Source organism: Pseudomonas sp. JAI111, from assembly GCF_024809425.1.
In the GTDB taxonomy this organism is placed as follows: Bacteria; Pseudomonadota; Gammaproteobacteria; order Pseudomonadales; family Pseudomonadaceae; genus Aquipseudomonas.
This window is the reverse complement of the sequence record NZ_JANUCB010000003.1, coordinates 293,349-319,674: the sequence shown is the minus strand read 5'-3', so window position 1 is coordinate 319,674 and position 26,326 is coordinate 293,349. Positions and strand designations below refer to the sequence as shown.

At 60.3% G+C, this 26,326-nt stretch carries 24 protein-coding genes; 19 read left to right on the top strand and 5 right to left on the bottom strand.

The features are described from left to right. Positions 1-50: 50 nt before the first annotated feature. Positions 51-1,280, bottom strand: coding sequence for a phosphoglycerate dehydrogenase (gene serA, locus HNR03_RS12375; RefSeq protein WP_222588894.1), 1,230 nt, complete (start codon positions 1,278-1,280; stop codon positions 51-53). Positions 1,281-1,480: 200 nt separating this feature from the next. Between serA and HNR03_RS12370 the strand changes: the two genes are divergently transcribed. The 4 genes from HNR03_RS12370 to HNR03_RS12355 all read left to right on the top strand — a co-directional run bounded on the left by HNR03_RS12370 (position 1,481) and on the right by HNR03_RS12355 (position 5,721). Beyond that, complete coding sequence (locus tag HNR03_RS12370; protein WP_090178428.1) at positions 1,481-2,875, top strand: FAD-binding oxidoreductase; 1,395 nt, start codon at positions 1,481-1,483, stop codon at positions 2,873-2,875. Between the two features lie 37 nt (positions 2,876-2,912). Beyond that, the gene (locus tag HNR03_RS12365) at positions 2,913-3,578 is read left to right on the top strand and encodes a fumarylacetoacetate hydrolase family protein (protein ID WP_222588893.1); all 666 of its coding nucleotides are present in this window, start codon (positions 2,913-2,915) and stop codon (positions 3,576-3,578) included. Positions 3,579-3,776: 198 nt separating this feature from the next. Further along, the gene (locus HNR03_RS12360; RefSeq protein WP_259153837.1) at positions 3,777-4,700 is read left to right on the top strand and encodes an SdiA-regulated domain-containing protein; all 924 of its coding nucleotides are present in this window, start codon (positions 3,777-3,779) and stop codon (positions 4,698-4,700) included. Between the two features lie 103 nt (positions 4,701-4,803). After that, positions 4,804-5,721, top strand: a complete 918-nt coding sequence (locus HNR03_RS12355) for an SdiA-regulated domain-containing protein (protein ID WP_259153836.1) — start codon at positions 4,804-4,806, stop codon at positions 5,719-5,721. A 127-nt stretch (positions 5,722-5,848) separates the two neighbouring features. On the opposite strand, the gene rpiA is transcribed toward HNR03_RS12355, so the two are convergent. Further along, complete coding sequence (gene rpiA, locus HNR03_RS12350; RefSeq protein ID WP_090188399.1) at positions 5,849-6,523, bottom strand: ribose-5-phosphate isomerase RpiA; 675 nt, start codon at positions 6,521-6,523, stop codon at positions 5,849-5,851. Between the two features lie 145 nt (positions 6,524-6,668). On the opposite strand from rpiA, the gene ilvA reads away from it, so the two are divergent. Together ilvA and HNR03_RS12340 are read left to right on the top strand one after the other, a co-directional pair. Then, entirely contained in the window at positions 6,669-8,183 is a 1,515-nt protein-coding gene (ilvA, locus tag HNR03_RS12345) for a threonine ammonia-lyase, biosynthetic (protein ID WP_222588890.1), read from the top strand. Positions 8,184-8,222: 39 nt separating this feature from the next. Then, on the top strand, positions 8,223-8,648 hold the full coding sequence (locus tag HNR03_RS12340) for a DUF2269 domain-containing protein (protein ID WP_259153833.1): 426 nt from the start codon (positions 8,223-8,225) through the stop codon (positions 8,646-8,648). Positions 8,649-8,741: 93 nt separating this feature from the next. On the opposite strand, the gene HNR03_RS12335 is transcribed toward HNR03_RS12340, so the two are convergent. Beyond that, the gene (locus HNR03_RS12335) at positions 8,742-9,398 is read right to left on the bottom strand and encodes an HAD family phosphatase (protein ID WP_259153831.1); all 657 of its coding nucleotides are present in this window, start codon (positions 9,396-9,398) and stop codon (positions 8,742-8,744) included. Positions 9,399-9,541: 143 nt separating this feature from the next. Here HNR03_RS12335 and HNR03_RS12330 point away from each other — a divergent pair, with 143 nt between their 5' ends. Further along, entirely contained in the window at positions 9,542-10,021 is a 480-nt protein-coding gene (locus HNR03_RS12330; RefSeq protein WP_007945562.1) for an RNA pyrophosphohydrolase, read from the top strand. Positions 10,022-10,043: 22 nt separating this feature from the next. Next, positions 10,044-12,323, top strand: coding sequence for a phosphoenolpyruvate--protein phosphotransferase (ptsP, locus tag HNR03_RS12325; RefSeq protein ID WP_222588887.1), 2,280 nt, complete (start codon positions 10,044-10,046; stop codon positions 12,321-12,323). Between the two features lie 131 nt (positions 12,324-12,454). Here ptsP and HNR03_RS12320 read toward each other — a convergent pair whose 3' ends face one another. Then, positions 12,455-13,201, bottom strand: coding sequence for an NRDE family protein (locus HNR03_RS12320; protein ID WP_259153823.1), 747 nt, complete (start codon positions 13,199-13,201; stop codon positions 12,455-12,457). A 133-nt stretch (positions 13,202-13,334) separates the two neighbouring features. On the opposite strand from HNR03_RS12320, the gene HNR03_RS12315 reads away from it, so the two are divergent. From HNR03_RS12315 to HNR03_RS12305, 3 genes are all read left to right on the top strand, one after another. After that, positions 13,335-14,117, top strand: a complete 783-nt coding sequence (locus HNR03_RS12315) for a sulfite exporter TauE/SafE family protein (protein ID WP_222588885.1) — start codon at positions 13,335-13,337, stop codon at positions 14,115-14,117. A gap of 83 nt (positions 14,118-14,200) precedes the next feature. Beyond that, complete coding sequence (gene lgt, locus HNR03_RS12310) at positions 14,201-15,013, top strand: prolipoprotein diacylglyceryl transferase (RefSeq protein ID WP_090178463.1); 813 nt, start codon at positions 14,201-14,203, stop codon at positions 15,011-15,013. A 47-nt stretch (positions 15,014-15,060) separates the two neighbouring features. Further along, a complete protein-coding gene (locus tag HNR03_RS12305; protein WP_222588884.1) occupies positions 15,061-16,032 on the top strand; it encodes a thymidylate synthase in 972 nt (323 codons plus the stop codon). 128 nt (positions 16,033-16,160) lie between these two features. On the opposite strand, the gene cadR is transcribed toward HNR03_RS12305, so the two are convergent. Beyond that, entirely contained in the window at positions 16,161-16,610 is a 450-nt protein-coding gene (cadR, locus tag HNR03_RS12300; protein WP_259153821.1) for a Cd(II)/Pb(II)-responsive transcriptional regulator, read from the bottom strand. An 84-nt stretch (positions 16,611-16,694) separates the two neighbouring features. Here cadR and HNR03_RS12295 point away from each other — a divergent pair, with 84 nt between their 5' ends. From HNR03_RS12295 to HNR03_RS12260, 8 genes are all read left to right on the top strand, one after another. Beyond that, positions 16,695-18,980: a heavy metal translocating P-type ATPase gene (locus HNR03_RS12295; RefSeq protein WP_259153820.1), complete on the top strand. Its 2,286-nt coding sequence runs from the start codon at positions 16,695-16,697 to the stop codon at positions 18,978-18,980. A 16-nt stretch (positions 18,981-18,996) separates the two neighbouring features. Further along, complete coding sequence (locus HNR03_RS12290) at positions 18,997-19,860, top strand: LysR family transcriptional regulator (RefSeq protein WP_259153819.1); 864 nt, start codon at positions 18,997-18,999, stop codon at positions 19,858-19,860. A 224-nt stretch (positions 19,861-20,084) separates the two neighbouring features. Further along, the gene (locus HNR03_RS12285) at positions 20,085-21,161 is read left to right on the top strand and encodes a putative 2-aminoethylphosphonate ABC transporter ATP-binding protein (protein WP_090178477.1); all 1,077 of its coding nucleotides are present in this window, start codon (positions 20,085-20,087) and stop codon (positions 21,159-21,161) included. Further along, positions 21,161-22,885, top strand: a complete 1,725-nt coding sequence (locus HNR03_RS12280) for a putative 2-aminoethylphosphonate ABC transporter permease subunit (protein ID WP_259153818.1) — start codon at positions 21,161-21,163, stop codon at positions 22,883-22,885. Before HNR03_RS12285 ends, HNR03_RS12280 begins: the two co-directional genes overlap by 1 nt. Positions 22,886-22,923: 38 nt before the next feature. Continuing rightward, positions 22,924-23,949 (top strand): putative 2-aminoethylphosphonate ABC transporter substrate-binding protein, encoded by a 1,026-nt coding sequence (locus tag HNR03_RS12275; protein WP_259153815.1) that lies wholly within the window; start codon positions 22,924-22,926, stop codon positions 23,947-23,949. A gap of 118 nt (positions 23,950-24,067) precedes the next feature. Then, positions 24,068-25,201, top strand: coding sequence for a TIGR03364 family FAD-dependent oxidoreductase (locus HNR03_RS12270; RefSeq protein ID WP_259153813.1), 1,134 nt, complete (start codon positions 24,068-24,070; stop codon positions 25,199-25,201). Continuing rightward, the gene (locus HNR03_RS12265; protein WP_259153811.1) at positions 25,201-25,767 is read left to right on the top strand and encodes a phosphonate degradation HD-domain oxygenase; all 567 of its coding nucleotides are present in this window, start codon (positions 25,201-25,203) and stop codon (positions 25,765-25,767) included. Before HNR03_RS12270 ends, HNR03_RS12265 begins: the two co-directional genes overlap by 1 nt. An 85-nt stretch (positions 25,768-25,852) precedes the next feature. Then, the gene (locus tag HNR03_RS12260) at positions 25,853-26,275 is read left to right on the top strand and encodes a hypothetical protein (protein ID WP_259153810.1); all 423 of its coding nucleotides are present in this window, start codon (positions 25,853-25,855) and stop codon (positions 26,273-26,275) included. Positions 26,276-26,326 lie beyond the last annotated feature (51 nt).

Below are 26,326 nucleotides of genomic sequence, written 5' to 3'. Positions count from 1 at the left end.
CATGAAAAAAGGAGCCCCGAAGGGCTCCTTTTTTTTCGCTCAAGTCACTGTCAGAACAACACGCGGCAACGGATGGTGCCGTTGATGTGCTGCAGCTTCTCTTGCGCCATTTCCGAGTACTCGGCGTCGACGTCGATCACCACGTAGCCGACTTTCTCGTTGGTCTGCAGGAACTGACCGGAGATGTTGATGCCGTTTTCGGCGAAGACCTTGTTGATCTCGCTCATCACACCCGGGATGTTCTCGTGGATGTGCAACAGACGGTGCTTGCCAGGGTGAGCCGGCAGGGCCACTTCCGGGAAGTTTACCGACGATACCGACGTACCGTTGTCGCTGTACTTGACCAGTTTTTCCGCCACTTCCAGACCGATGTTGGCTTGCGCCTCAGCGGTGGAGCCGCCGATGTGCGGGGTCAGGATCACGTTGTCCAGGCCACGCAGCGGGCTTTCGAACTCTTCGTCGTTGGAGCGAGGCTCCACCGGGAAAACGTCGATGGCCGCGCCGATCAGGTGCTTGTCCTTGATCGCGTCCGCCAGGGCGTCCAGTTCGACCACGGTGCCGCGCGCGGCGTTGATCAGGATGCCGCCCTTCTTGATGGCGCGGATTTCCTTCTCGCCGATCATCCACTGGGTCGCAGCGGTTTCCGGAACGTGCAGGGTGACGATGTCGGACATGCCCAGCAGTTCGTGCAGGTTGCCGACCTGGGTGGCGTTACCCAGTGGCAGCTTGGTCACGGTGTCGTAGAAGTACACCTGCATGCCCAGGCCTTCAGCCAGGACCGACAATTGAGTACCGATCGAACCGTAACCGACGATGCCCAGCTTCTTGCCGCGGATTTCGAAGGAGTTGGCAGCGCTCTTGATCCAGCCGCCACGGTGGCAGGAAGCGTTCTTCTCAGGGATGCCGCGCAGCAACAGGATCGCTTCGGCCAGCACCAGCTCGGCAACGGAGCGAGTGTTGGAGTACGGCGCGTTGAACACCGCGATACCGCGTTCGCGAGCAGCGTTCAGGTCGACCTGGTTGGTTCCGATGCAGAAACAGCCGACAGCGACCAGTTTCTTCGCGTGATCGAAGATTTCTTCGGTTAGTTGAGTGCGGGAGCGAATGCCGATGAAGTGCGCATCAGCGATCTTTTCCTTGAGCTGGGCTTCCGGCAGAGAACCTGTAAGGTACTCGATGCTGGTGTAGCCCGCCGCCTTGAGGACGTCGACAGCCGATTGGTGGACGCCTTCGAGAAGAAGGAACTTGATCTTGCTCTTATCGAGAGAAGTCTTGCTCATCTGCGTAAACCTGTATCCCGGAGAAAAATGGCAGGAAGCCAGCAGACGCTGACCCGAACGGCAAGAATGCCGTCGCCGCAGAAGGCCGTTGGGCACTATGCTGCGGGGTCGGTATGCTAGCATATGCACCCCGCTAAACACTCATTCCTGCGACGTGAAGCGTTCTCAGGATGACCATGAATTGTTCGAGAGTTCTGTCGATGACCAATCCTGCCTTGATTGAAGAGCTGAAGACCCTGGTTGAGCCTGGCAAGGTGCTGACCGATGCCGACTCCCTGAATGCTTACGGTAAGGATTGGACCAAGCATTTCGCCCCGGCCCCGACTGCCATTGTGTTCCCCAAGACCACCGAGCAGGTCCAGGCCATTGTGCGCTGGGCCAATGAACACAAGGTGGCGCTGGTGCCATCCGGTGGTCGCACCGGGCTTTCCGCCGCGGCGGTCGCCGCCAATGGCGAAGTCGTTGTGTCCTTCGACTACATGAACCAGATTCTCGAAGTGAACATGACCGACCGCACCGCGGTCTGCCAGCCAGGCGTGGTCACCGAACACTTGCAGAACGTCGCCGAAGAGAAAGGCCTGTATTACCCGGTGGACTTCGCTTCGGCGGGTTCCAGCCAGATTGGCGGCAATATCGGCACCAATGCCGGCGGGATCAAGGTGATTCGCTACGGCATGACCCGCAACTGGGTGGCAGGCATGAAGGTCGTCACCGGCAAGGGCGATCTGCTCGAACTGAACCGCGACCTGATCAAGAACGCCACCGGCTACGACATGCGTCAGCTGTTCATCGGCGCTGAAGGCACCCTCGGTTTTGTGGTCGAAGCGACCATGCGCCTGGACCGTGCCCCGAAAAATCTCACCGCGATGGTGCTTGGTACCACTGATTTCGACTCGATCATGCCGGTTCTGCACGCCTTCCAGAGCAAGCTCGACCTGACCGCCTTCGAATTCTTCTCCGATAAAGCCCTGGCCAAGGTCATGGCGCGCGGTGACGTGCCGGCGCCATTCGAAACCGATTGCCCGTTCTACGCGCTGCTGGAATTCGAAGCGACCACCGAAGAAGTGGCCAACCACGCCCTGGAAACCTTCGAACACTGCGTTGAGCAGGGCTGGGTGCTGGACGGCGTGATGAGCCAGAGCGAAACCCAACTGCAGAACCTGTGGAAGCTGCGCGAATACATCTCCGAAACCATTTCGCACTGGACGCCGTACAAGAACGACATCTCGGTCACCGTATCGAAAGTCCCGGCGTTCCTGAAGGAAATCGACGCCATCGTCGGTGAACACTATCCGGATTTCGAAATCGTCTGGTTCGGTCACATCGGCGACGGCAACCTGCACTTGAACATCCTCAAGCCGGATAACCTGAGCAAGGACGAGTTCTTCGCCAAGTGCGCCACCGTGAACAAGTGGGTGTTCGAAACCGTCGAGAAGTACAACGGTTCGATTTCCGCCGAACACGGCGTGGGCATGACCAAGCGTGATTACCTGACCTACAGCCGCTCGCCGGTCGAGATCGAGTACATGAAAGCGGTCAAGGCAGTGTTCGACCCGAACGGGATCATGAACCCGGGCAAGATTTTCGCTGTTTGACTTTCGAACTTAAGCGCTACGAACCAGGAGTCGGTCAATGAGCTATCAGCACCAGTATGTCGACGGCACGCGTATTCATTTCCCGCTGGGGAAAGTGGTTTGTATCGGCCGCAACTACGCCGAACACGCCAAGGAACTGGACAACCCGGTGCCTACCGAACCGTTGCTGTTCATCAAGCCGGGCAGTTGCGTGGTGCCGCTGGAAGGCAGTTTCAGCATTCCGACCGAGCGCGGTTCGGTGCATTACGAAGCGGAAATTGCCGTGTTGATCGGCAAGCCTCTGTCGACCAAACCAAGCCGTGAAGAAGTGCTGGATGCGATTTCCGGTTTTGCCCCGGCCCTGGACCTGACCCTGCGCGACAAGCAGGCCGAGCTGAAATCCAAAGGCTTGCCATGGGAAATCGCCAAGTCCTTCGACGGTGCGGCAGTGATTGCGCCGTTTGTGGCCGGCAGCACCTTTGCCGACCTGACCGACATCGGCATCCGCCTGACCATCAATGGTGAAGTGCGCCAGGATGGCAACAGCAAAGACATGCTCAACCCGATCGTGCCGATGATCCAGTACATGGCCGGCTGCTTCTCGCTGCAGGCCGGTGATGTGATCCTGACGGGCACCCCGGTGGGCGTCGGTCCGCTGAATGTTGGTGATGACATCGTGCTGGAATTGCCGGGCGCCAGCCGCTTCACCAGCAGCGTGCGCTAACCGAAACACCGCAAACCCCGTGTGGGAGCGGTCTCGCTCCCACATTGGTTTCTTGTGGTATCAGGTCTGGCGGCGGAAGGGTCATCCGCCATTTGCCGTTTTTTTCACATCGTCTCTGGATAATTCCGCGGATCCGGGCCTCCCAGCCGGCCCACTTGTGCTATTACCTTTAGCCTGAATTTCTGGAACGGACCCCGAATGGCCACCCAACCGCTGCCCACTTTCAAAACTTCCCGTCGCCCACGGTTCGCCTTGCGTTGGTATATCTGGCTGCTGGTGGCGGCCGTCGCATACGGCGTCGCCTTTGCAATGCATTGGGATGATCGCGGCGTACTCTGGGTGAAAGAGCAATTCAAGAGTCCGGCCGAGCGTCAGGCCAGTGTCTGGCTACCGGATTACCGAGCGGTGATCGACGGCAAATTGCTGCCGGGTATGGAAAAGGACGAGGCCTCGGACCTGGCCTACGACCCGCAGACCAAGACCCTGTTTTCGGTCATGGGCAAGAACCCGTTCCTCGTCGAGCTGAACTTGCAAGGCGACGTGCTGCGCAAAATGCCCTTGGTGGGCTGGAGCAACCCGGAAGGCGTCACCGTGCTGGGCAATGGCCTGCTGGCGATTGTCGATGAGCGCTCGCACTTGATCACCATCGTCAAGGTCGATGCCGACACCCGTGAATTGAACATCGATAATTTTACGAAGTACGATCTTGGGCCTTCGAAAGACCAGAACAAGGCCTTTGAAGGTGTCACCTGGGATTCGCAAAACCAGCAGCTGCTGCTGGGCGAAGAGCGTCCGCCGGCATTGTTTGCCTGGAAAGGTGACGGCCGAGTCCTTACCGGTGACAAGCTGAAGCTGGCCAGCCATGCGCTGGACATGCGCAACCTGTCGGCCCTGGCCATCGACCCGCGCACCGGTCACATGCTGGTGCTGTCCGCCGACTCTCACTTGTTGATGGAACTGGATAAAAAGGGCGAACAAGTCAGTTTCATCGCCCTGCTGGGTGGCTTCAACGGCCTGAAGAACACTATTCCACGTGCCGAAGGCGTGACCATGGACGAGGCGGGTAACCTGTACATGGTGAGTGAGCCGAACCTGTTCTACCGCTTCGAAAAGAAGAAGTAATCGCCACAAACCCGCTGTTGTGGTCGCAAGCCACTGGCCATTAAGCTTGAGTTCATACGGGCGTGATATTTCATCCGCCCGTTTTGTTTTCGAGCTCGCCTGAATGCGTCGACTTGCGCGTCCCAAATTCCTCATTTTGATCCTGTCAGTGATTGCGCTGATTGCTCTGATTGCAGTCGGCCAATACATGCGTCTGTTCGAGCGTGCGTGGTTCAACCTGAATGCGCTTTGGCAGCCGCAAAGCAGCGAATCCATTGGTCTGGATCAATTCCGAGTGGACATCGATGCACGGGTGATCGACGGGCTGGACGATAATGTCTCCGCGCTGACGTTTGATCCGGTGCGCAAAAGCCTGTTCACGGTTACCAACAAAAATTCAGAGCTGGTCGAGCTGTCCCTTGAAGGCAAAATCCTGCGGCGCGTTGCGTTGATTGGTTTTGGCGACCCGGAGGCGGTGGAGTTCATCAGCGCCGACACCTACGTGATCACCGACGAGAGCCAGCAACGGCTGATCAAGATTCACCTTGAGAAAGACACGGCGTTCCTCGATGCCGCGGATGCCGAGCAGATGACCCTCGGCGTGCATATGGGCAGCAACAAGGGCTTCGAAGGCCTGGCTTACGATTCGGTGGGCAAGCGCCTGTTTGTGGCCAAGGAGCGCGACCCGATGCTGATCTACGAGGTGCAGGGCTTCCCGCATTACAATCCGGAGAAATCCTACGCTGTGCACGTGGTCAACAACCCCAAGCGTGATGCCGGAATGTTCGTGCGAGATCTTTCCAGTCTGCAATACGACGAGCGCAGCGGCCATTTGCTGGCGCTGTCCGACGAGTCTCGATTGATTCTGGAGCTGGATGTCGATGGGCGACCGCTCAGTACCCTGTCCCTGAGCAAGGGGCGTCAGGGGCTGCAAAAGTCAGTGCCACAAGCGGAAGGCATCGCGATGGACGACGACGGCAACCTGTACCTGGTGAGCGAGCCAAACCTGTTTTACGTCTTCAAAAAACCAGCACAGCCCTGACCTGCACCACAAAACCACTGTGGGAGCGGGCTTGCTCGCGAATGCGGTGTGTCAGTCAATAAAGATGTCGACTGACCCACCGCATTCGCGAGCAAGCCCGCTCCCACAAGTTTTTTTTGCGTTGGGATTACTTGGCGCGCAGGGTTTTGACGCCTTCGCTGGTGCCCAGCAGCAGCAGATCCGCCGGACGTGCCGCGAACAAGCCGTTGGTGACCACGCCAACAATGGCGTTGATCTGCTTTTCCAGCTCTACCGGGTTGGTGATCTGCATGTTGAAGACGTCGAGGATGATGTTGCCGTTGTCGGTCAGCACGCCTTCACGGTAAACCGGGTCGCCGCCGAGCTTCACCAGTTCGCGGGCCACGTGGCTGCGAGCCATCGGGATCACTTCGACCGGCAGCGGGAACGCGCCGAGTACCGGCACCAGTTTGCTGGCGTCGGCAATGCAGATGAAGGTCTTGGCCACGGCCGCCACAATCTTTTCGCGGGTCAGGGCTGCGCCGCCGCCCTTGATCAGGTGCAAGTGCTCGTCACTTTCGTCGGCGCCGTCGACGTAGAACTCCAGGTCGCTGACGGTGTTCAGTTCATACACCGGAATGCCGTGGCCCTTGAGGCGGGCGGCGGTGGCTTCGGAACTGGCGACGGCGCCATCGAACGCGCCCTTGTGCTGGGCCAGTGCATCGATGAAGCAGTTGGCGGTGGAGCCGGTGCCGACCCCGACGATGCTCTTGTCGTCGAGTTTCGGGAGGATGAAGTCGACGGCGGCTTGAGCCACTGCCTGTTTGAGTTGATCCTGGGTCATGCGGGCTCCGAAGCGGGCAAGGGGAACGGAAAGGCCGGCATTATAGCCCCTTGCCCGGCTAAAACCTCTGGATTCGTGTGGTCGCCCGGCCGAAAGGCGGGTTAGACTCGTTGGCCCTGCCCAACCCGCTCAGTGATGCTTTCCGATGCTCGAACAGTACGTCAAAAAGATCCTCACCTCGCGCGTTTATGACGTTGCCGTAGAAACCCCATTGCAGACTGCCCGTCAGCTCTCCGAGCGGCTGGGCAACAGTGTCTGGCTCAAGCGCGAAGACTTGCAGCCGGTGTTCTCGTTCAAGATTCGCGGCGCCTACAACAAGCTCACCCAGCTGAGCGATGAAGAGCGCGCACGCGGCGTGGTCACCGCCTCGGCGGGCAATCACGCGCAAGGCCTGGCCTTGGCGGCGAAAGTGTTGGGCGTCAAAGCCACCATCGTGATGCCCAAGACCACCCCGGAAATCAAAGTCGAAGGCGTGCGCTCCCGTGGTGGCAAAGTGGTGCTGCACGGGGATTCGTTCCCCGAAGCCCTGGCTTACTCGCTGAAACTGGTCGACGAAAAAGGCTACGTCTACATCCACCCGTATGACGATCCGCACACCATTGCCGGGCAGGGCACGGTGGCGATGGAAATTCTGCGTCAGCACCCGGGGCGTCTCGATGCGATTTTCGTTCCGGTCGGTGGCGGCGGGCTGATCGCCGGCATCGCGGCGTATGTGAAATACCTGCGCCCGGACATCAAGATCATCGGCGTCGAGCCGGACGACTCCAACTGCCTGCAAGCCGCCATGGCGGCCGGCGAGCGCGTGATTTTGCCGACCGTGGGTATCTTCGCCGATGGTGTTGCAGTGGCCCAGATCGGTCAGCACACCTTCGAAATCTGCAAAGACTATGTCGACGATGTCATCACCGTCAGCACTGACGAAATTTGCGCGGCAATCAAGGATATCTACGACGATACCCGCTCGATCACCGAACCTGCCGGCGCGTTGGGCGTGGCGGGGATCAAGAAGTACGTCGAGCTCAATGGTGTCACCGGGCAGACCTTCGTCGCCATCGACTCGGGCGCCAACGTCAACTTCGACCGCTTGCGCCATGTCGCCGAGCGCGCGGAGCTGGGCGAGGGGCGAGAAGCCATCATCGCCGTGACCATCCCCGAGAAGCCGGGCAGCTTCAAGGCGTTCTGCGAAGCCATCGGCAAGCGCCAGATCACCGAATTCAACTACCGCTACAACACCGGCAGCGAAGCGCACATCTTTGTTGGCGTGCAGACGCACCCGGAAACCGACCCGCGCAGTGCGCTAATCGCCAGCCTCGGCGAGCAGGGTTTCCCGGTACTGGATCTGACTGACAACGAACTGGCCAAACTGCACATTCGCCATATGGTGGGCGGTCGTGCGGCCCATGTGGTCGATGAAGTGATTCTGCGCTTCGAATTCCCGGAGCGTCCGGGCGCGCTGTTCAACTTCCTCAACAAACTGGGCGGACGCTGGAACATTTCGATGTTTCACTACCGCAACCACGGCGCGGCGGATGGCCGTGTGGTCGCGGGTCTGCAAGTGCCGCACGATGAGCGTCACCTGGTGCCGGCAGCGCTTGAGGAAATCGGCTACCCGTACTGGGACGAAAGCGACAACCCGGCCTATCAGCTGTTTCTCGGCTGAGCGGCTACGCTGATGGGCAGCCCATAAGGAAATCGAACAATGGAAACGTTAACCGCCCTGAAAGTGGCTCACGTCGTCTCGACGGTCGTGTTGCTGCTGTGTGCGTTGGGCATGGGGATCTGGGTCTGGCGCACGCGGCGTAATGGCGATCCGACGGCGCCCGCGCGCACATTGCAGCGGCCGCGAGGGCTTATCTGGCTGCTGATGGGGCTGGCATTGCTGAGTATGCCGGTCACGGGATGGTGGATGGTGCATCTGGTGGGCTGGCCGTTGGGGCAGACCTGGTTGCTGGCGTCCAGCGTGCTCTACACCGTGGCGGCGTTGGCATGGTTCTGGATGCTGGTGCGGCTTAACAAGCTGCGCAAGGCGCAGGGCGGTAATGGCAAGTTCACTTTCGCCCTCGCGCTGCTCAGCTTTGTCTGCTTTATCGCTATTGCCGGGTTGATGGGTGCCAAGCCTGTTTAAAGCTTGGGACCGCATCGACCCAATCGCGAGCAGGCTCGCTCCCACATTGGAATGCGTTCCCCTGTAGGAGTGAGCCTGCTCGCGATAGCAGTTTCAGTCGCGCAGAGTAATCACCGGCCAGCCACGTTTCTCGGCTTCGGCACGCAGATTCGGATCAGGATCGACTGCAACCGGATTCGCCACTTCCTCCAGAAGTGACAAATCATTCATCGAGTCGCTGTAGAAGTAACTGTCTTCCAGCGAATGCCCGGTCTCTTCCAGCCAGCGATTGAGTCGCGTCACCTTGCCTTCGCGAAAGCACGGAACGTCGGTGCTGCGCCCGGTATAACGGCCGTCGATCATTTCGCATTCCGTGGCGATCAAGGTTTCGACCCCCAGTCGCTGGGCAATCGGCCCGGTCACAAAACGGTTGGTGGCCGTGATGATCACCAGTTTGTCGCCGGCTTCACGGTGTTTATCCAGCAGTTCGATAGCCTTGGGCAGCACGATCGGTTCGATGCAGTCGCGCATGTAATCCAGGTGCCATTGGTCCAGGGTGGCCATCTCGGTGCGGCCGAGGACCTCCAGGCAGAAGTTCAGGTAAGCGTCGTTGTCCAGCTTGCCGGCCAGGTAATCCTGGTAGAACTCGTCATTGCGAGCCTTGTAGGCCACGGCGTCTAGAAAGCCGCGCTCGCACAGGTAATCGCCCCAGGCGTGGTCGCTGTCGCCGCCCAGGAGGGTGTTGTCCAAGTCGAATAAAGCCAGGCGCATTGCAGTTACTCGCTGAAAAGTCTGTAGAAAGGTGCCCAGAATACGGACTTTTCACAAGAGTGCACATAAGCTCGGTCGGCTCGTTGCTGCCTTCACAACCTTTGTGGAACAATGCGGCGACATGCGTTTGCGAGGTTGTTGCCGTGATCGACCCCGATGGTTTCCGCCCCAATGTCGGGATCATTCTCACGAATGATGCCGGACAGGTGCTATGGGCTCGCCGTATCAATCAAGATGCCTGGCAGTTTCCACAGGGTGGTATCAACCCTCAGGAGACGCCGGAAGACGCCTTGTACCGCGAGTTGAACGAAGAAGTGGGGCTTGAGCGCGAAGATGTTGAAATTCTCGCCTGCACCCGGGGCTGGTTGCGCTATCGTTTGCCGCAACGTCTGGTCAGGACGCACAGCCAACCGCTGTGCATCGGCCAGAAACAGAAATGGTTTCTCCTGCGCCTGATCTCCAACGAGCAGCGGGTGCGGATGGATTTGACCGGTAAACCGGAATTCGATGGCTGGCGCTGGGTCAGCTATTGGTATCCGTTGGGCCAGGTGGTGACATTCAAGCGCGAGGTGTATCGACGCGCTCTCAAAGAGCTTGCCCCGCGCCTTTTAACGCGCGACTGACGACGGAGTTCGACCCCGAGCCATGCTCAATACGCTGCGCAAGATCGTCCAGGAAGTTAACTCCGCCAAGGATCTCAAGGCGGCGTTGGGCATTATTGTATTGCGCGTCAAAGAGGCCATGGGCAGCCAGGTCTGCTCGGTCTACCTGCTTGACCCTGAGACCAACCGCTTCGTGCTGATGGCAACCGAGGGCTTGAACAAGCGCTCGATCGGCAAAGTCAGCATGGCACCCAACGAAGGTCTGGTCGGCCTGGTCGGCACGCGTGAAGAACCCCTGAACCTCGAAAATGCCGCGGATCACCCGCGCTACCGTTACTTCGCCGAGACGGGTGAAGAGCGCTATGCCTCTTTCCTCGGGGCGCCGATCATTCACCACCGCCGCGTCGTCGGCGTGTTGGTCATTCAGCAAAAGGAACGCCGCCAGTTCGATGAAGGTGAAGAAGCCTTCCTCGTGACCATGAGCGCGCAGCTCGCCGGCGTTATCGCCCACGCCGAGGCCACCGGTTCGATCCGTGGCCTGGGCCGCCAGGGCAAAGGCATCCAGGAAGCCAAGTTCATCGGCGTACCGGGTTCGCCGGGTGCGGCGGTCGGTACCGCGGTGGTCATGCTGCCGCCGGCCGATCTGGACGTGGTGCCGGACAAGACCATTTCCGACATCGACGCCGAACTGGCGTTGTTCAAGACCGCCATCGAAGGCGTGCGCGCCGACATGCGAGCGTTGTCGGCCAAATTGGCCTCGCAGCTGCGTCCCGAAGAGCGGGCCTTGTTCGACGTCTATTTGATGATGCTCGACGATGCCGCACTGGGCAACGAAGTCACGACCGTGATCAGGACTGGCCAGTGGGCCCAGGGTGCGTTGCGCCAAGTGGTCACTGAGCACGTCAACCGTTTCGAATTGATGGACGACGCCTACCTGCGTGAGCGCGCCTCGGACGTCAAGGACCTTGGCCGGCGTTTGCTGGCGTATCTGCAGGAAGAGCGTCAGCAGAATCTGGTTTACCCGGAAAAAACCATTCTGGTCAGCGAAGAGCTGACGCCGGCAATGCTCGGCGAGGTGCCGGAAGGCACGCTGGTCGGTCTGGTCTCGGTCCTCGGCTCGGGTAACTCCCACGTCGCGATACTCGCCCGGGCGATGGGCATCCCGACGGTGATGGGTCTGGTCGACCTGCCGTACGCCAAGGTCGACGGCATCGAATTGATCGTCGATGGCACCCGCGGCGAGGTCTATACCAACCCCAGCGAAGTGTTGCGCAAGCAATTCGCCGAGGTGGTGGAAGAAGAGAAACAACTGGCGCTCGGTCTCGACACCCTGCGCGACCTGCCGTGCGTGACCCTCGATGGCCACCGCATGCCGCTGTGGGTCAACACCGGCCTGCTGGCGGACGTGGCGCGGGCGCAGAAACGCGGCGCTGAAGGCGTCGGTCTGTACCGCACCGAAGTGCCGTTCATGATCAACCAGAGGTTCCCCAGCGAAAAGGAGCAGTTGGCGATCTACCGCGAGCAACTCGCCGCGTTCCACCCGCAACCGGTAACCATGCGCAGCCTGGACATCGGCGGTGACAAGGCGCTGTCGTATTTCCCGATCAAGGAAGACAACCCGTTCCTCGGCTGGCGCGGCATTCGCGTCACCCTCGACCACCCGGAAATCTTCCTGGTCCAGACCCGCGCCATGCTCAAGGCCAGCGAAGGCCTGAACAACCTGCGGATTCTGCTGCCGATGATCTCCGGTACTCACGAACTCGAAGAAGCCCTGCACCTGATTCACCGGGCCTGGGGCGAAGTCCGCGACGAAGGCACTGACGTGCCGATGCCGCCGATTGGGGTAATGATCGAGATTCCGGCGGCGGTGTACCAGACCAAGGAACTGGCGCGGCAAGTGGACTTCCTGTCCGTGGGTTCCAACGACCTTACCCAGTATCTGCTGGCCGTGGATCGCAACAACCCGCGAGTGGCCGACCTCTACGATTACCTGCACCCGGCAGTGCTTCAAGCCTTGCAGAACGTGGTGCGCGATGCCCACGCCGAAGGCAAGCCGGTGAGTATCTGCGGTGAGATGGCCGGTGACCCGGCGGCTGCCGTGCTGTTGATGGCGATGGGTTTCGACAGCCTGTCGATGAACGCCACCAACTTGCCGAAAGTGAAGTGGATGCTGCGTCAGATCAACCTGAGCAAGGCCAAGGAATTGCTCGCCGAGCTGATGACCATCGACAACCCGCAAGTTATCCACAGCTCGCTGCAACTGGCGCTGAAGAACCTCGGGTTGGCGCGGATGATCAATCCGGCGTCGGTCAAAACCCTTTAAATGGCTGATGGCCCCATCGCGAGCAAGCTCGCTCCCACATTCGATCTTCAGTGAACACATTATTTGTGAACACCAGAGACCAATGTGGGAGCGAGCTTGCTCGCGATGGGGCCAGTCCAGTCAACAACGATCTAAACCCTGATCTCCACTTCCCCCAAGTGCCCGCCATACGGCCCGAAACTTCTTTCGACCATATGCCGCGTCCCGTCCGCGTGAACAATCAACGCCGTACTTGCTCGCGTCCCATAAGTCGGACTGGCAATAAACACGCTCGACAACAATGTCTCAGTCGCCAAACCCACTCCGGTGTCTGGCAGCTCGACAAAGGGCGCTGTCTGCGGATCATTCAGCAAGGCCAGCAAAGCCTGGGGCTGTGGATCTTCCAGCACGGTCTCCAGTGCCGCTCGCGTCTTGAGCAGTTTTGGCCACGGCGTATCCAGCCCGGCGTTCGACAACCCATAGACACCCGGTGGCAGCATCACCGCCTCAGGCTCCCGGGCATTGAAGTGCCACAACTCATTGGCGTTGCCGATCAGCAGGTTAAACCCGGCGTATTCGAGCGAACGTCTGACAACATCGTCTAAGTAGTCGTCAATCGACATCTCGCCCAACAGAAAACCCGCCACCAGCTCACCCCGTGATTTGCGCGAGGGCGGTTGATGCGGATCGCGAATATTGGTCAGCGCCGCGAAGCGTCCATTGGCGCCGATACCGAGCCAAGTACCGCCAGCTTCCAGGTCGCGCCCGGCATAGACGTGGGGGGCGTGCGGCCATTGCGCCAGCGGCTGGCTGGGCCGGGCATAGAATTCGTCGCGGTTGGCCGCGACGATCAGCGGTTGGGCGTGACCCGGCCGCCAGGCGAAAACAATCAGGCACATAAGGTGGTCCTTGTGTGTTTTTTGCTCACTTTACGCAGACATCTTGCTTCTATCCATCGCCATCCAGTGGAGCCTTGGCCCCTGCATCCGTTACCATGCCGCAGCTTTTTTTGAGAAGCACATAGGGAAGGTCATGGAATTTCTGCTCTATCTGGCGCTGGGCGCCTGCGCAGGCGTGCTGGCCGGGCTGTTCGGGGTTGGCGGCGGGATCATTATCGTCCCGGTGCTGGTGTTCAGTTTTACCTTGCAAGGCTTCGATCCATCGATCCTGACCCACCTGGCGGTCGGTACCTCCCTGGCCACGATTATCTTTACGTCGGTCAACGCGGTGCGCGAACACCATCGTCGCGGCGCTGTGCGTTGGCCGATATTTGTCTGGCTGACCGTCGGTATTCTGATCGGTGCCGGTTTCGGCGCGTTGACGGCGGAGGCTATCTCCGGCCCGAACCTGCAAAAGATCATCGGCGTGTTCGCCCTGGTCATCGCCGCGCAACTGGCGCTGGATGTCAAACCCAAGGCCAGCCGAACGGTGCCGGGTAAAGTGGGTCTGACCGTGGCCGGCAGTGTGATTGGCTGGGCTTCGGCGATTTTCGGCATTGGCGGCGGCTCGCTGACCGTGCCGTTCCTGACCTGGCGCAGCGTGCCGATGCAGCAGGCCGTGGCGACATCATCGGCCTGCGGGCTGCCGATTGCCTTGGCCAGTGCGTTAAGTTTCATGATTCTGGGGTGGCACGATCCATTGCTGCCGGCCCATAGTCTCGGTTTCATTTATTTGCCGGCGTTGTTGGGGATTGCCCTGACCAGCATGTTCTTTGCCCGCATTGGCGCGCGACTGGCCCACAGGCTGTCGCCGAAGTTGCTGAAAAGACTGTTCGCCGCTTTGCTGTTCTGCGTGGGCCTGAATTTTCTGCTCTGACCCTTACCGCAATCCTGGCTTAATCCTGGCGTGACAGCGTCGCCCGGGAATTTTGAAGGTTTCAACTCTAACAAGGAGTCGCAATGCTGCCTTACCCGCAGATCGACCCGGTGGCCCTGGCCATCGGTCCGCTGAAAATCCACTGGTACGGTTTGATGTACCTGATCGGCATTGGCGGTGCGTGGTTGCTGGCGTCACGCCGGCTCAACCGCTTCGACCCGACCTGGACCAAGGAAAAGCTTTCCGACATGGTCTTCTGGATGTCGATGGGCGTCATTGTCGGCGGCCGTCTCGGTTATGTGCTGTTCTACGATCTGCACGCTTATCTCGCCAACCCGACGCTGATTTTTGAAGTGTGGAAGGGCGGCATGTCGTTCCACGGCGGTTTTATCGGCGTGATGCTGGCAGCGTTGTGGTTCGGGAGAAAGAACGGCAAGTCGTTCTTCCAGCTGATGGATTTTGTCGCGCCGATGGTGCCGATTGGCCTGGGCGCCGGGCGTATCGGCAACTTCATCAATGCAGAGTTGTGGGGCAAGCCGACCGACGTGCCGTGGGCGATGATCTTCCCGCCGTTCAGCGATCCGGCGCAGTTGCCGCGTCACCCGTCGCAGCTGTATCAATTCGCACTGGAAGGTGTGGCGCTGTTCCTGATTCTCTGGCTGTTCTCGCGCAAGCCGCGGCCAACCATGGCCGTGTCCGGGATGTTCGCGCTGTTTTACGGCATCTTCCGTTTCATCGTCGAATTCGTCCGCGTGCCGGATGCGCAACTGGGCTATCTGGCCTGGAACTGGCTGACCATGGGCCAGGTGCTGTGCGTTCCGATGATCGTCGCCGGGCTGTTCCTGATCTGGCTGGCCTATCACCGCGCCCCGGCGGCCCCAGCGGCGGCAGTATAAATTCGATCCCGGGGCGTTGGCCCCGGGTTCAAGGACACAGGTAACTCATGAAGCAATATCTCGAACTGGTCGCCCACGTCATCAAGAACGGCACCAAGCAGGCCAACCGCACTGGCGTAAACACCATCAGCTTCCCCGGCGCGATGCTGCGCTATGACCTGAAGGAAGGTTTTCCGGCGATCACCACCCGCAAGATGGCCTTCAAGTCGGCCATCGGCGAGATGTGCGGTTTCCTGCGTGGGGTGAACAACGCCGCAGAATTCCGTGCGCTGGGCTGCAAGGTCTGGGATCAGAACGCCAACGAAAACGCCCAGTGGCTGGCCAACCCGTTCCGTCAGGGCGAGGATGACCTCGGCGAGATCTACGGCGTGCAATGGCGCAAATGGCCGGCGTACAAACAGATTCCGGTCAGCAATAAAGCCGCCATCGAGCAGACGCTGAGCCAGGGTTATCGGCAGATCGCTGAAGGCGAAGAAAACGGTCAGGCCTATGTGGTGCTGTACAAGGCCATCGACCAGATCCGCCAGTGCGTCGACACCATCATCAAGGACCCGGGCAGCCGCCGTATCCTGTTCCACGGCTGGAACGTTGCGCAGCTCGACGAAATGGCCTTGCCGCCGTGCCACTTGCTCTACCAGTTCCACCCGAATGTAGAGACCAAAGAGATTTCTCTGACGCTCTACATCCGCTCCAACGACCTGGGCCTGGGCACGCCGTTCAACCTCACCGAAGGCGCTGCGCTGCTGAGCCTGATCGGTCGCCTGACCGGTTACACGCCGCGCTGGTTCACCTATTTCATCGGTGATGCCCACGTCTACGAAAACCACCTGGACATGCTCAATGAACAGCTCAAGCGCGAGCCGTTCCCGATGCCGAAACTGGTGATCAGTGATCGTGTGCCGGAATTCGCCAAGACCGGTGTTTATCAGCCGGAGTGGCTGGAGTTGATCGAACCGGGGGATTTCTCGCTTGAGGGTTATCAGCACCACGCCCCAATGACCGCGCCGATGGCGGTCTGAAGCCCTGATAGGATGATCGTTCCCACGCTCCGCGTGGGAATGCCGCCATGGACGCTCCGCGTCCACTGTGACGCAGAGCGTCACGGGATTCATTCCCACGCAGAGCGCGGGAACGATCATGCGGTGTTTTAGTGGCCGTGGCTGCGGCCCACATGGGAATGCTCAACCTCCGTCGACACAACCCCGCCACTCACCTCCAGCCGCTGCAAAATCCCGCACTGATCAATATCCGGCCCTTCGCCACAGCGTTGGCGCAGGTCGAGCAATTGCGTCTGCAATGCCAGCAGCCCGTCGATCCGCAACTTGACGTGATGAATGTGTTCGTCGATCAACGCATTGACGTTTTCGCACTGATCCTGCGGGCTGTCGCGCAGGGCCAGCAGGCTGCGGATTTCCTCGAGCGTCATGTCGAGGGTGCGGCAATTGCGGATAAAGGTCAGGCGTTCGGCGTGGGCCTGGGTGTAGACGCGGTAGTTGCCATCGCTGCGGGCGGGCTCCGGCAGCAGGTTTTCGCGCTCGTAATAGCGGATGGTTTCGACAGCGCAATCGGTCAGTTTGGCCAGTTCTCCGATCTTCATTGCGACAATCTCCAAATGGTTGCTTGACCCTATAGTGGCTACAGGGTCTTTACTTGGCAACAGGCACCTTTATGGACGCGACCAATGAGCGATTCCCTTCACACCCACAAACCCGAGGCTGATCACGATCACGATCACGATCACGATCACGATCACAGCCACAAGCTGCAGCCTGTGCAGAAGCACGAGCACGGCGGCCACGGGGATTCCTGCTGTTCGGCCAAAGTCGCAGCACCGTCGCGGGTGTTGCTGAGCGAAACTCAGACCGCTGGCGCGCGGCTGAGCAGTTTTCGCATCGACGCGATGGACTGCCCGACCGAGCAGACGCTGATCCAGAACAAACTGGGCAAGCTCTCCGGTGTGCAGCAGCTGGAATTCAACCTGATCAACCGCGTATTGGGCGTCACCCACGACCTTCCGAACACGGCGCCGATCATCGAGGCGATCAAGTCGCTGGGCATGGTCGCCGAGCCGATGGATCAAGGCACCGATACGCCGGCCCCCGTTCCCGAGAAAAAACACTGGTGGCCCCTGGCGCTGTCCGGTGTCGCTGCGCTTGCCGCTGAAGTGATCCACTTCACCAATGCGGCGCCGACCTGGGTCGTGGCAATCATCGCGCTGGTCTCGATCCTCAGCGGCGGCCTGACCACTTACAAAAAGGGTTGGATCGCGCTCAAGAACCTCAACCTGAACATCAACGCACTGATGAGCATCGCGGTGACGGGTGCGATCCTGATCGGCCAATGGCCGGAAGCGGCGATGGTGATGTTCCTGTTCACGGTTGCCGAGTTGATCGAAGCCAAGTCGCTGGACCGGGCCCGCAACGCCATTGGCGGCCTGATGCAAATGGCGCCGGAGCAGGCCACGGTGCTGCAGGCCGACGGGAATTGGGTCGAACAAGACGTCAAAACCATCGAACTGGGCGCGCGGGTGCGAGTGCGTCCCGGCGAGCGGGTCGGCCTGGACGGCGAAGTGGTGTCGGGCAGTTCAACCATCGATCAGGCGCCGATCACCGGCGAAAGCCTGCCGGTGGAGAAAACCGTCGGTGACAAAGTCTTCGCGGGCACCATCAACCAGTCGGGCTCATTGGAATACACCGTGACCGCTGCGGCCAATAACTCGACCCTGGCGCGGATCATCCACGCGGTGGAGCAGGCCCAAGGCGCACGGGCGCCGACCCAGCGCTTCGTCGATCAGTTCTCGAAAATCTACACCCCGTCGGTGTTCCTCCTGGCCTTGGCTGTCGCGGTCATCCCGCCGTTGTTCATGGGCGCCGTCTGGTTCGACTGGATCTACCGGGCGCTGGTCTTGCTGGTAGTCGCCTGCCCTTGTGCACTGGTGATTTCCACGCCGGTAACCATTGTCAGCGGCCTCGCCGCGGCGGCGCGCAAAGGCATTCTGGTCAAGGGCGGTGTCTATCTGGAGGGCGGATACAAGCTCGATTACCTGGCTTTGGACAAGACCGGCACGATCACACATGGCAAACCGGTGCAGACCGATTATCTGTCACTCGATCCGACCGCCGAGGAAACCGCCCCGGCGATTGCCGCAGCGTTAGCCGGTCGCTCGGATCACCCGGTGTCGCTGGCCATCGCCAACGCGGCTGTGGATAAACAATCCATGCCGCTCGTTGTGGATAACTTCGAGGCGCTGGCCGGGCGGGGTGTACGGGGCGAGATCAACGGTCAGGTCTACCACCTCGGTAACCACCGCTTGGTAGAAGAGTTGAACCTGTGTTCGCCTGCGCTGGAAGAAAAGCTGTTTGCGCTGGAGAAACAGGGCAAGTCCGTGGTGTTGTTGCTCGACAAGTCTGGCCCGCTGGCGCTGTTCGCCGTGGCCGACACCGTGAAGGAGTCCAGCCGCGAGGCGATCCGGCAATTGCACGACCTGGGCATCAAAACCCTGATGCTGACCGGCGACAACGTCCACACTGCGCAGGCGATTGCCGAGCAAGTGGGCATCGATGTGGCCAGAGGCGATCTGCTGCCGGCTGAAAAACTGCAAGCCATCGAAGCGCTTTATGCACGAGGTCACCATGTCGGCATGGTCGGCGATGGCATCAACGATGCGCCGGCGTTGGCGCGGGCCGAGATCGGTTTCGCCATGGCTGCCGCGGGTACCGATACCGCCATCGAGACTGCTGATGTCGCCCTGATGGACGATGATCTGCGCAAGATTCCGACTTTCATCCGACTGTCGCGGCAAACCTCGAGCATCCTCAAACAGAACATTGCCCTCGCGTTGATCATCAAGGTGATCTTTCTTGGGGTAACCTTCGCCGGGATCGCCACCATGTGGATGGCGGTGTTCGCCGACATGGGCGTGAGCCTGTTGGTGGTGTTCAACGGTTTGCGCCTGTTGCGCAAATAAACGATGGGGGACGGGTGTGCTGAGTGCCGAGCTGAAGGCGTTTTATATGGTGGCCCGTCTGGGCAGCATCACTTTGGCGGCGAAAAAGCTTGGTCTGAGCCAACCCACCGTGACAACGCAGATCCGTAACCTGGAAAGTCAGTACTCGGTTGAGCTGTTCTACCGGGGCGGACGCCGCCTCAGCGTCAGCGATGAAGGCGCGCGCCTGCTGCCGATGGTCAAGGCGCTGTTGCAACAGGAAGCCGACATCGAGTTTTTCCTGCGCAACAGCGGCCAGGTCCAGGGCACGCTGCGCATCGCTGCCACCGCGCCGTATTACATCCTCGATCTGTTGAAAACCTTCCGCGAGCGTTTGCCGCACGTGGAAGTGTCGGTGGAAATCGGCAACTCCCAGCAAGTGCTCGAAGCGCTGGAGGAATACCGGGTGGACGTCGCGGCGTCGTCACAGTTGCTGGACGATGCGCGCTTGATTCGCCGGGTGCTCGGCAGTGATCCGCTGGTGCTGGCGGTGCACCGCAATCATCCGCTGGCGGTGCATGAGCATGTGCCGCTCAGTGCGTTGGCCGGGCACACGTTGTTGATGAGGGAACCGGGCTCCACCACCCGGCGCCTGACCGAGGAATTGCTGGCCAATGCAGGTGTGAGTTTCGGGCCGCTGCTGGAGATTGGCAGCCGTGAATCGATTCGTGAAGCGGTGCTGCGCAACATCGGCATCAGCATCATTGCCCGGCAGGAAGTGCCACACGACCCACAACTTCGCGTGCTGACCCTCGAGAATGCGCCGCAGATTCCCGAGTATCTGTATTGCCTCAAGGAACGAAAAAGCGCGCGGTTGCCGGCGGCGTTTCTCGGCCTGGCGCAGGAAATGGCGCCTGCCTGATATCTCGGTTGCCTTGTCTGGCCTCATCGCGAGCAAGCTCGCTCCCACATTTTGAAATGCGTTCCCCTGTGGGAGCGAGCTTGCTCGCGATGGCGTCAGTTCAGGCGCCACCTGACCTGAACCCAAATCCTTGAATACCACTATCAGCCGTTTTTGCCTTACTGCCACATGACGGACGCATTACATCCCTAGGATGGCCTTCATCTGCTTGATGAGGCCTGTCCATGAACCATTCGATCGCAACTGCCTTGACCAACCCCGGCGCACCGATGAAGGTGCGTGGCGTGCAGAAACGCTTTGGCGCCTTCACCGCGCTGGATAACGTTTCCCTCGACGTGGCAGCCGGTGAACTGGTGTGCCTGCTCGGCCCGTCGGGCTGTGGCAAAACCACGTTGCTGCGGTGCATCGCCGGTCTGGAAAAACAGGACAGTGGCGAGTTGTACCTTGGTGATCGCGACGTTTCCCACCTGGCGCCGCAAGCCCGGGACTACGGCATTCTGTTCCAGTCCTACGCGCTGTTCCCCAATCTCACCGTCGAAGCGAACATTGCCTACGGCCTTGCCGGCAGTGGTCGCGATGAAGTGCGTCAGCGTGTCGGTCAAATGCTGGAACTGGTCGGCCTGATCGGCAGTGAGAAAAAATACCCGGGCCAATTGTCCGGCGGCCAACAGCAGCGAGTTGCACTGGCTCGCGCCTTGGCACCAGCACCGTCCTTGTTGTTGCTGGACGAACCGATGTCCGCCCTCGACGCCCGGGTCCGCGAGCACCTGTGCACCGAACTGCGCCAACTGCAACGCAACCTCGGCGTCACCACCCTGATGGTCACGCACAATCAGGACGAGGCCATGCTGATGGCCGACCGCATTGCCGTGATGAACAACGGCAAGGTCGAGCAATACGCCACGCCACAGGAAATCTACGATCGCCCGGCCACACCGTTTGTGGCTGAGTTCGTCGGTCAGGGCAACTGGCTGCCATTCCAGCGCAGCAGCGACAGCCATGCCCAGGTCGGCGGGATGAACATGCGCCTGGCCGAAGGCAGCGCCAAAACCGCGTCGGGCCGTTTGTTCTGCCGTCCGGAAGCCATCAACGTCAACCCGCCGGTGCATGAAGAAAACCTGTTCCCGGCCAAGGTTCGCGAAATCACCTTCCTCGGCAACCGCTGCCGCATGAGCTTCGAGCTCGATCAATTGCCAGGTCATGCACTGCTGGCGGAATTGGCACCGCAAGACATGCCACGTCTCGGCGCGCAGCAGATCATGGTCGCCTTGCCGCCACGCAGCCTGCAGGTATTTGCCTGATGAGCGCGAACGTCGCGCTGCCGATACCGCACAAGCAGGTTCGGCAGACTTCCCGTGCCGAGATTGGCGACCGGCTGTTCGTGGTCGGCGGCAAGGTGCTGTTGCTGGTGCTGCTGGGCATCGCAGTGTTGATGCCGTTGCTGGCGATCTTCTGGCGCGGCTTCAGTTCCGAAGCCGGACAGGGCGGAGGCCTGGTCGCCGCCCGTGAGCTGGTGACCAGTGCGAACTTCCACTGGTTGCTCGGCAACAGCCTGAAAGTTTCCCTCAGTGTCGCGGCCATCGTCGTACCGCTGGCGTACCTGTTTGCCTACGCGCTGCAACGCACATTGATTCCCGGCAAAGGCATCTGGCGGGGCATGTCGTTATTGCCGTTGATGGCGCCGTCGATGTTGCCGGGCATTGCGCTGGTTTATCTGTTCGGCAATCAAGGCATGCTGCGCGGTTTGCTCTCGGACAACATCTACGGCTTTTGGGGCATCGTTCTGGGCGAGGTCATCTACACCTTCCCACACGCCTTGATGATTTTGCTGTCAGCGTTGTCCCTGGCGGATGCGCGGCTGTTCGATGCCGCCTCAAGCATGGGCGCCAGCCCGGCTAAAGCCTTTCGCAGCATCACTTGGCCGGCCACCCGTCAGGCAGTGTTCGCCGCATTCTGTCTGGTGTTCACCCTAACCATCACCGACTTTGGCGTGCCCGTGGTGGTCGGTGGTGATTACCAAGTCCTGGCGCTGGAAGCCTACAAAGCCGTGGTCGGCCAGCAACAGTTTGGGCGCGGCGCGTTGATCGGCATGGTCTTGTTGTTGCCGGCACTGTTCAGTTTCGGTGTCGACGCCTGGTTGCGCCGGCGTCACGGCAACGCCATGAGCGGCCGCGCGCAAGTCTTCCAACCGGCACCGTCAAAGCTGCGCGACGGTTGCTACCTGGCCATCGTGCTGCTGATCTGCGCGGTGTTGCTGCTGGTGTTCGGCATGGCGGTGTTTTCGTCGTTGGTGAAATTCTGGCCGTACAACCTGTCGCTGTCGCTCAACCATTACCAGTTCAACGACACGGCGGGCGGCGGTTGGCTGGCCTACGGCAACAGCGTGAAGATGGCCATTTGCACGGCGTTGATCGGCAGCGTGCTGATCTTCACCGGCGCCTACCTGATGGAGAAAACCCGTGGCCAGCGCGGGCTGAATCTGACGCTGCGCATGCTCAGCTTCGTACCGATGGCGGTGCCCGGCCTCGTGCTGGGCCTGGGTTACGTCTTTTTCTTCAACCTCAACGGCAACCCGCTGCATGTGCTCTACGGGACCATGACCCTGCTGGTGGTCTGCACCATTGCGCATTATTTGACCACCGCGCAAATGACGGCCACCACCGCGCTGCGCCAACTCGATGCCGAGTTCGAAGCTGCCGCGCTGTCGCTCAAGGCGCCGCTGTATCGGCATTACCTGCGCGTCACCGTGCCGATCTGCCTGCCGGCGCTGCTGGATATCGTGCGCTACCTGTTCGTCTCGGCCATGACCACCGTCTCGGCGGCGATCTTCCTCTACAGCCCCGACACCATTCTCGCGGCGGTCGCGGTGCTGAACATGGACGACGCTGGCAACGTCGGCGGCGCGGCGGCGATGTCGACCCTGATTCTCTTCACCTCGGCGGGCGTGTCCCTGCTGCTGGCCTGGGCCTCGCGCGGTTTGCTGCGCCGCTCCCAGGCCTGGCGGCAGACCGCGCCCGGTCATTGATTCCGTACAACCCCTCAACTCAAAAACAGGAAAAGATCATGTTCAAGCCCCTGGCCCTGGCCGCTGCTGTCCTCACCGCTTTCAGCCTGAACGCCTTCGCGGCGAAAACCGAGTTGACGGTGTACACCGCCCTCGAAGCCGAGCAATTGAAGACCTACAAGGATGCCTTCGAAAAGGCCAATCCGGACGTCGAGATCAAGTGGGTACGCGATTCCACAGGGATCATCACCGCCAAGCTGCTGGCCGAAAAAGCCCGCCCGCAGGCTGACGCCGTGTGGGGTCTGGCCGCCTCCAGCCTGGCGATCCTCGACCAGCAAGGCATGCTGCAAAGCTACGCGCCGAAGGACCTCGGCAAGATCGGCGGCAACTACCGCGATGCCGCCAATCCGCCGGCCTGGGTCGGCATGGACGTCTGGGCTGCCACGATCTGCTTCAACACGGTCGAAGCCGAGAAGCAGGGCCTGAGCAAACCGGTGAGTTGGCAGGACCTGACCAAGCCTGAGTACAAAGGCAAGATCGTCATGCCCAACCCAGCCTCGTCCGGCACCGGTTTTCTCGACGTCAGCGCCTGGCTGCAAACCTTCGGCGAGAAGCAGGGCTGGGCTTACATGGACGCTCTTCACCAGAACATCGGCCAGTACGTTCATTCCGGTTCCAAGCCTTGCAAACTGGCAGCGGCGGGTGAATTCCCGATTGGTATTTCCTTCGAATACCCGGCCGTTCAGCTGAAGCGCCAAGGTGCGCCGCTGGACATCATCCTGCCGAAAGAAGGCCTGGGTTGGGAGATTGAAGCGACGGCTGTGATCAAGGGCACTCCCCATGAAGACGCCGCGAAAAAACTCGCTGACTTCTCTGCCAGCCCGGCGGCGATGGAGCTTTACAAAGAAAACTTCGCCGTCCTCGCGCAGCCGGGCATTGCCAAGCCGCAGACCGAATTGCCGGCGGATTATGAGCAGCGCTTGATCAAGAACGACTTTGCCTGGGCCTCGAAAAACCGCGACGAGATCCTGGCCGAGTGGCGCAAGCGCTATGACGGCAAGTCCGAGAAAGTGGTCGCCAAGTAAGCTCTTCATCGGCTGACAGGGCCTCTTCGCGAGCAAGCCCGCTCCCACATTTGGAATGCGTTCCCCTGTGGGAGCGGGCTTGCTCGCGAATGCGGTCTGTCATTCAGGACAAAACCCAATGACACAACACAACGACATGCTGATCGTAGGCGCTGGCATCCTCGGCCTGTCCCACGCCTATGCCGCCGCCAGACGCGGCCTCAAGGTCACCGTTTTCGAACGCAGCGAAACGCCTTTGGGCGCCTCGGTGCGCAACTTCGGCCAGGCACTCGTCACCGGCCAACCTCCGGGCGTTATGCTCGAACTGGCCAAGGCCAGCCGTGAGATCTGGGGCCAGTGGGCACAACTCGCCGGCCTGCAACTCAAGCGCAACGGCTCATACCTGTTCGCCCGCACCGAAGCCGAAGAACATCTGCTGCAAGCCTTTTGCAACGGCCGCGCAGTGGAACACAACTACAACGTCGAGCTTCTGCGCGGTGCCGCGCTGCGGGATTTGTACGGTGGCCAGTTCAGCCATCACCGCGCCGCGTTGCACGGCATGGACGATCAGCAGCTGTATTCGCGCGAAGCAATTCCTGCACTGATCGATTTCCTGCGCCGCGAACTCGGCGTCGAGTTTCACTTTTCCACACTGGTGCGCGACATCGAGCCTGGCCGTCTGCACAGTACCGCCGGCAGCTTCAGCGCCGAGCAGATCATTGTCTGCTCCGGCCACGATTATCAGACCTTGCTGGCCGAGCCGATCGCCGAACTCAATCCGCAAATCTGCCGCCTGCAAATGCTCCGGGCCCGTCCGCACATCAACCTCAATCTGCAACACGCGTTGCTCACCGGTTTGAGTTGCGTGCACTACGGCGCCTTCGCCGATCTGCCGGAAGCGGCGGCCGTGCAGGCAAACATCTTGCGAGACGAACCGCACCTGCATGAAAACGGCATCCACCTGCTGATCAGTCCGACGCCTTACGGTGAACTGATCATCGGCGATTCCCACCACTACGGCAGCGACCCGTCACCGTTCAATGCCGAGCAAGTGGACAACTGGATGCTTGAACTGGCTGAGCAGACCTTGGGCTGCAAAGTGCAAGTGATCGAGCGCTGGCAGGGCGTCTATGGTTCACGAGGGCCGGGACCGTTCTCGTTCCTGCGTCCGCTGCCGGGTGTGAGCGTGGCGCTGATGCACACCGGCGTCGGCATGAGTGTCGGGCCGGCGATGGCTGATCGCAACATTGCACAGTTGTTGGGGGAAGGTTGATGGAGCGTCATCAGCAAGTGATCGCCGAAGTCTTCGGACTGTATGAGCGCTTTGGCGACAGTGATTACATCGGTGAACCGGTGTCGCAGATCGAGCACATGTCCCAGGCAGCCGACCTGGCGATGGCCGAAGGTTTCGATGATGAAGTGGTGCTGGCCGCTTTTTTCCACGACATCGGGCATATCTGCGCGCAGAGCGCCGAGAACATGGAAGGCTTCGGCGTGGTCAGTCACGAGCGTCTGGGTGCCGATTACCTGCGTCGCGCAGGGTTCGGTGAACGCTTGGCGCGACTGGTGGAATATCACGTGCAGGCCAAGCGTTATCTGACACTCAAGGAGCCCGGGTACTACGAGCGCCTGAGCGAAGCCAGTCGCCGCACGCTGGCATTTCAGGGTGGAGTGATGAGCGAGTCCGAGGCGGAGGCGTTCGAGAAAGATCCGTTGTGCGAAGTCAGTCTGCGGATGCGCCAGTGGGATGAACGGGCCAAGGAGATGTGGGTGCCGGTGATTGATCTTGAGATCTTGAAGCGCAAGGCCGTCACGCTGTTGTCTGGCGAGGCGCGCTGAGTTGTCTCACACCGGATAGGGAAACGGTTGATGGAGCCGCCTGCAACAAAGGCTCAGTCTGGACGTTTCGAACAGGAGCGCATGGATGCGTTATTTGAAAGTGATTGCACAGGATGTGAGCGGGAAGGGTCAGGCAGACACGCTTCATTTTCGGTTTCACGAAGATGAACACGGGCTGCGCGAGGCCACTGAGACTGAGCGTCACCGGCTCAAGAACTTCGGCAAAACGTATTTGAAATGTGCCTGGTTCAACGGCGGGGAGAATGAAGAGCGGCATTTACGGATCTTTGCTGAAAACACGACCGGCGACGGTACGCCGGAAGCTGTACGACTGCATTTTCATGAGGGACCGACCATTGCCTACAAGGCAGCGGCTCGTGATCTTGATAACGATGGGGATTTGGAGCTGATGTTGAGCTCGGATGTCGACAATGACGGGCGTGCGAATCGCACCGATCGCAATCGGGTCAGGTCGTTGGCGCGGGAGTATCTGAAGCTCGACTGGTGACGTTCCTCTCGATACCGAGTCACGGCCATCGCGAGCAGGCTCGCTCCCACA

What these genes read in the sequence shown, in the direction of transcription:
- serA (WP_222588894.1), bottom strand. Translation starts at nt 1,280, where the DNA reads ATGAGCAAGACTTCTCTCGATAAGAGCAAGATCAAGTTCCTTCTTCTC.
- HNR03_RS12370 (WP_090178428.1), top strand. Translation starts at nt 1,481, where the DNA reads ATGACCAATCCTGCCTTGATTGAAGAGCTGAAGACCCTGGTTGAGCCT.
- HNR03_RS12365 (WP_222588893.1), top strand. Translation starts at nt 2,913, where the DNA reads ATGAGCTATCAGCACCAGTATGTCGACGGCACGCGTATTCATTTCCCG.
- HNR03_RS12360 (WP_259153837.1), top strand. Translation starts at nt 3,777, where the DNA reads ATGGCCACCCAACCGCTGCCCACTTTCAAAACTTCCCGTCGCCCACGG.
- HNR03_RS12355 (WP_259153836.1), top strand. Translation starts at nt 4,804, where the DNA reads ATGCGTCGACTTGCGCGTCCCAAATTCCTCATTTTGATCCTGTCAGTG.
- rpiA (WP_090188399.1), bottom strand. Translation starts at nt 6,523, where the DNA reads ATGACCCAGGATCAACTCAAACAGGCAGTGGCTCAAGCCGCCGTCGAC.
- ilvA (WP_222588890.1), top strand. Translation starts at nt 6,669, where the DNA reads ATGCTCGAACAGTACGTCAAAAAGATCCTCACCTCGCGCGTTTATGAC.
- HNR03_RS12340 (WP_259153833.1), top strand. Translation starts at nt 8,223, where the DNA reads ATGGAAACGTTAACCGCCCTGAAAGTGGCTCACGTCGTCTCGACGGTC.
- HNR03_RS12335 (WP_259153831.1), bottom strand. Translation starts at nt 9,398, where the DNA reads ATGCGCCTGGCTTTATTCGACTTGGACAACACCCTCCTGGGCGGCGAC.
- ptsP (WP_222588887.1), top strand. Translation starts at nt 10,044, where the DNA reads ATGCTCAATACGCTGCGCAAGATCGTCCAGGAAGTTAACTCCGCCAAG.
- HNR03_RS12320 (WP_259153823.1), bottom strand. Translation starts at nt 13,201, where the DNA reads ATGTGCCTGATTGTTTTCGCCTGGCGGCCGGGTCACGCCCAACCGCTG.
- HNR03_RS12315 (WP_222588885.1), top strand. Translation starts at nt 13,335, where the DNA reads ATGGAATTTCTGCTCTATCTGGCGCTGGGCGCCTGCGCAGGCGTGCTG.
- lgt (WP_090178463.1), top strand. Translation starts at nt 14,201, where the DNA reads ATGCTGCCTTACCCGCAGATCGACCCGGTGGCCCTGGCCATCGGTCCG.
- HNR03_RS12305 (WP_222588884.1), top strand. Translation starts at nt 15,061, where the DNA reads ATGAAGCAATATCTCGAACTGGTCGCCCACGTCATCAAGAACGGCACC.
- cadR (WP_259153821.1), bottom strand. Translation starts at nt 16,610, where the DNA reads ATGAAGATCGGAGAACTGGCCAAACTGACCGATTGCGCTGTCGAAACC.
- HNR03_RS12295 (WP_259153820.1), top strand. Translation starts at nt 16,695, where the DNA reads ATGAGCGATTCCCTTCACACCCACAAACCCGAGGCTGATCACGATCAC.
- HNR03_RS12285 (WP_090178477.1), top strand. Translation starts at nt 20,085, where the DNA reads ATGAACCATTCGATCGCAACTGCCTTGACCAACCCCGGCGCACCGATG.
- HNR03_RS12280 (WP_259153818.1), top strand. Translation starts at nt 21,161, where the DNA reads ATGAGCGCGAACGTCGCGCTGCCGATACCGCACAAGCAGGTTCGGCAG.
- HNR03_RS12275 (WP_259153815.1), top strand. Translation starts at nt 22,924, where the DNA reads ATGTTCAAGCCCCTGGCCCTGGCCGCTGCTGTCCTCACCGCTTTCAGC.
- HNR03_RS12270 (WP_259153813.1), top strand. Translation starts at nt 24,068, where the DNA reads ATGACACAACACAACGACATGCTGATCGTAGGCGCTGGCATCCTCGGC.
- HNR03_RS12265 (WP_259153811.1), top strand. Translation starts at nt 25,201, where the DNA reads ATGGAGCGTCATCAGCAAGTGATCGCCGAAGTCTTCGGACTGTATGAG.
- HNR03_RS12260 (WP_259153810.1), top strand. Translation starts at nt 25,853, where the DNA reads ATGCGTTATTTGAAAGTGATTGCACAGGATGTGAGCGGGAAGGGTCAG.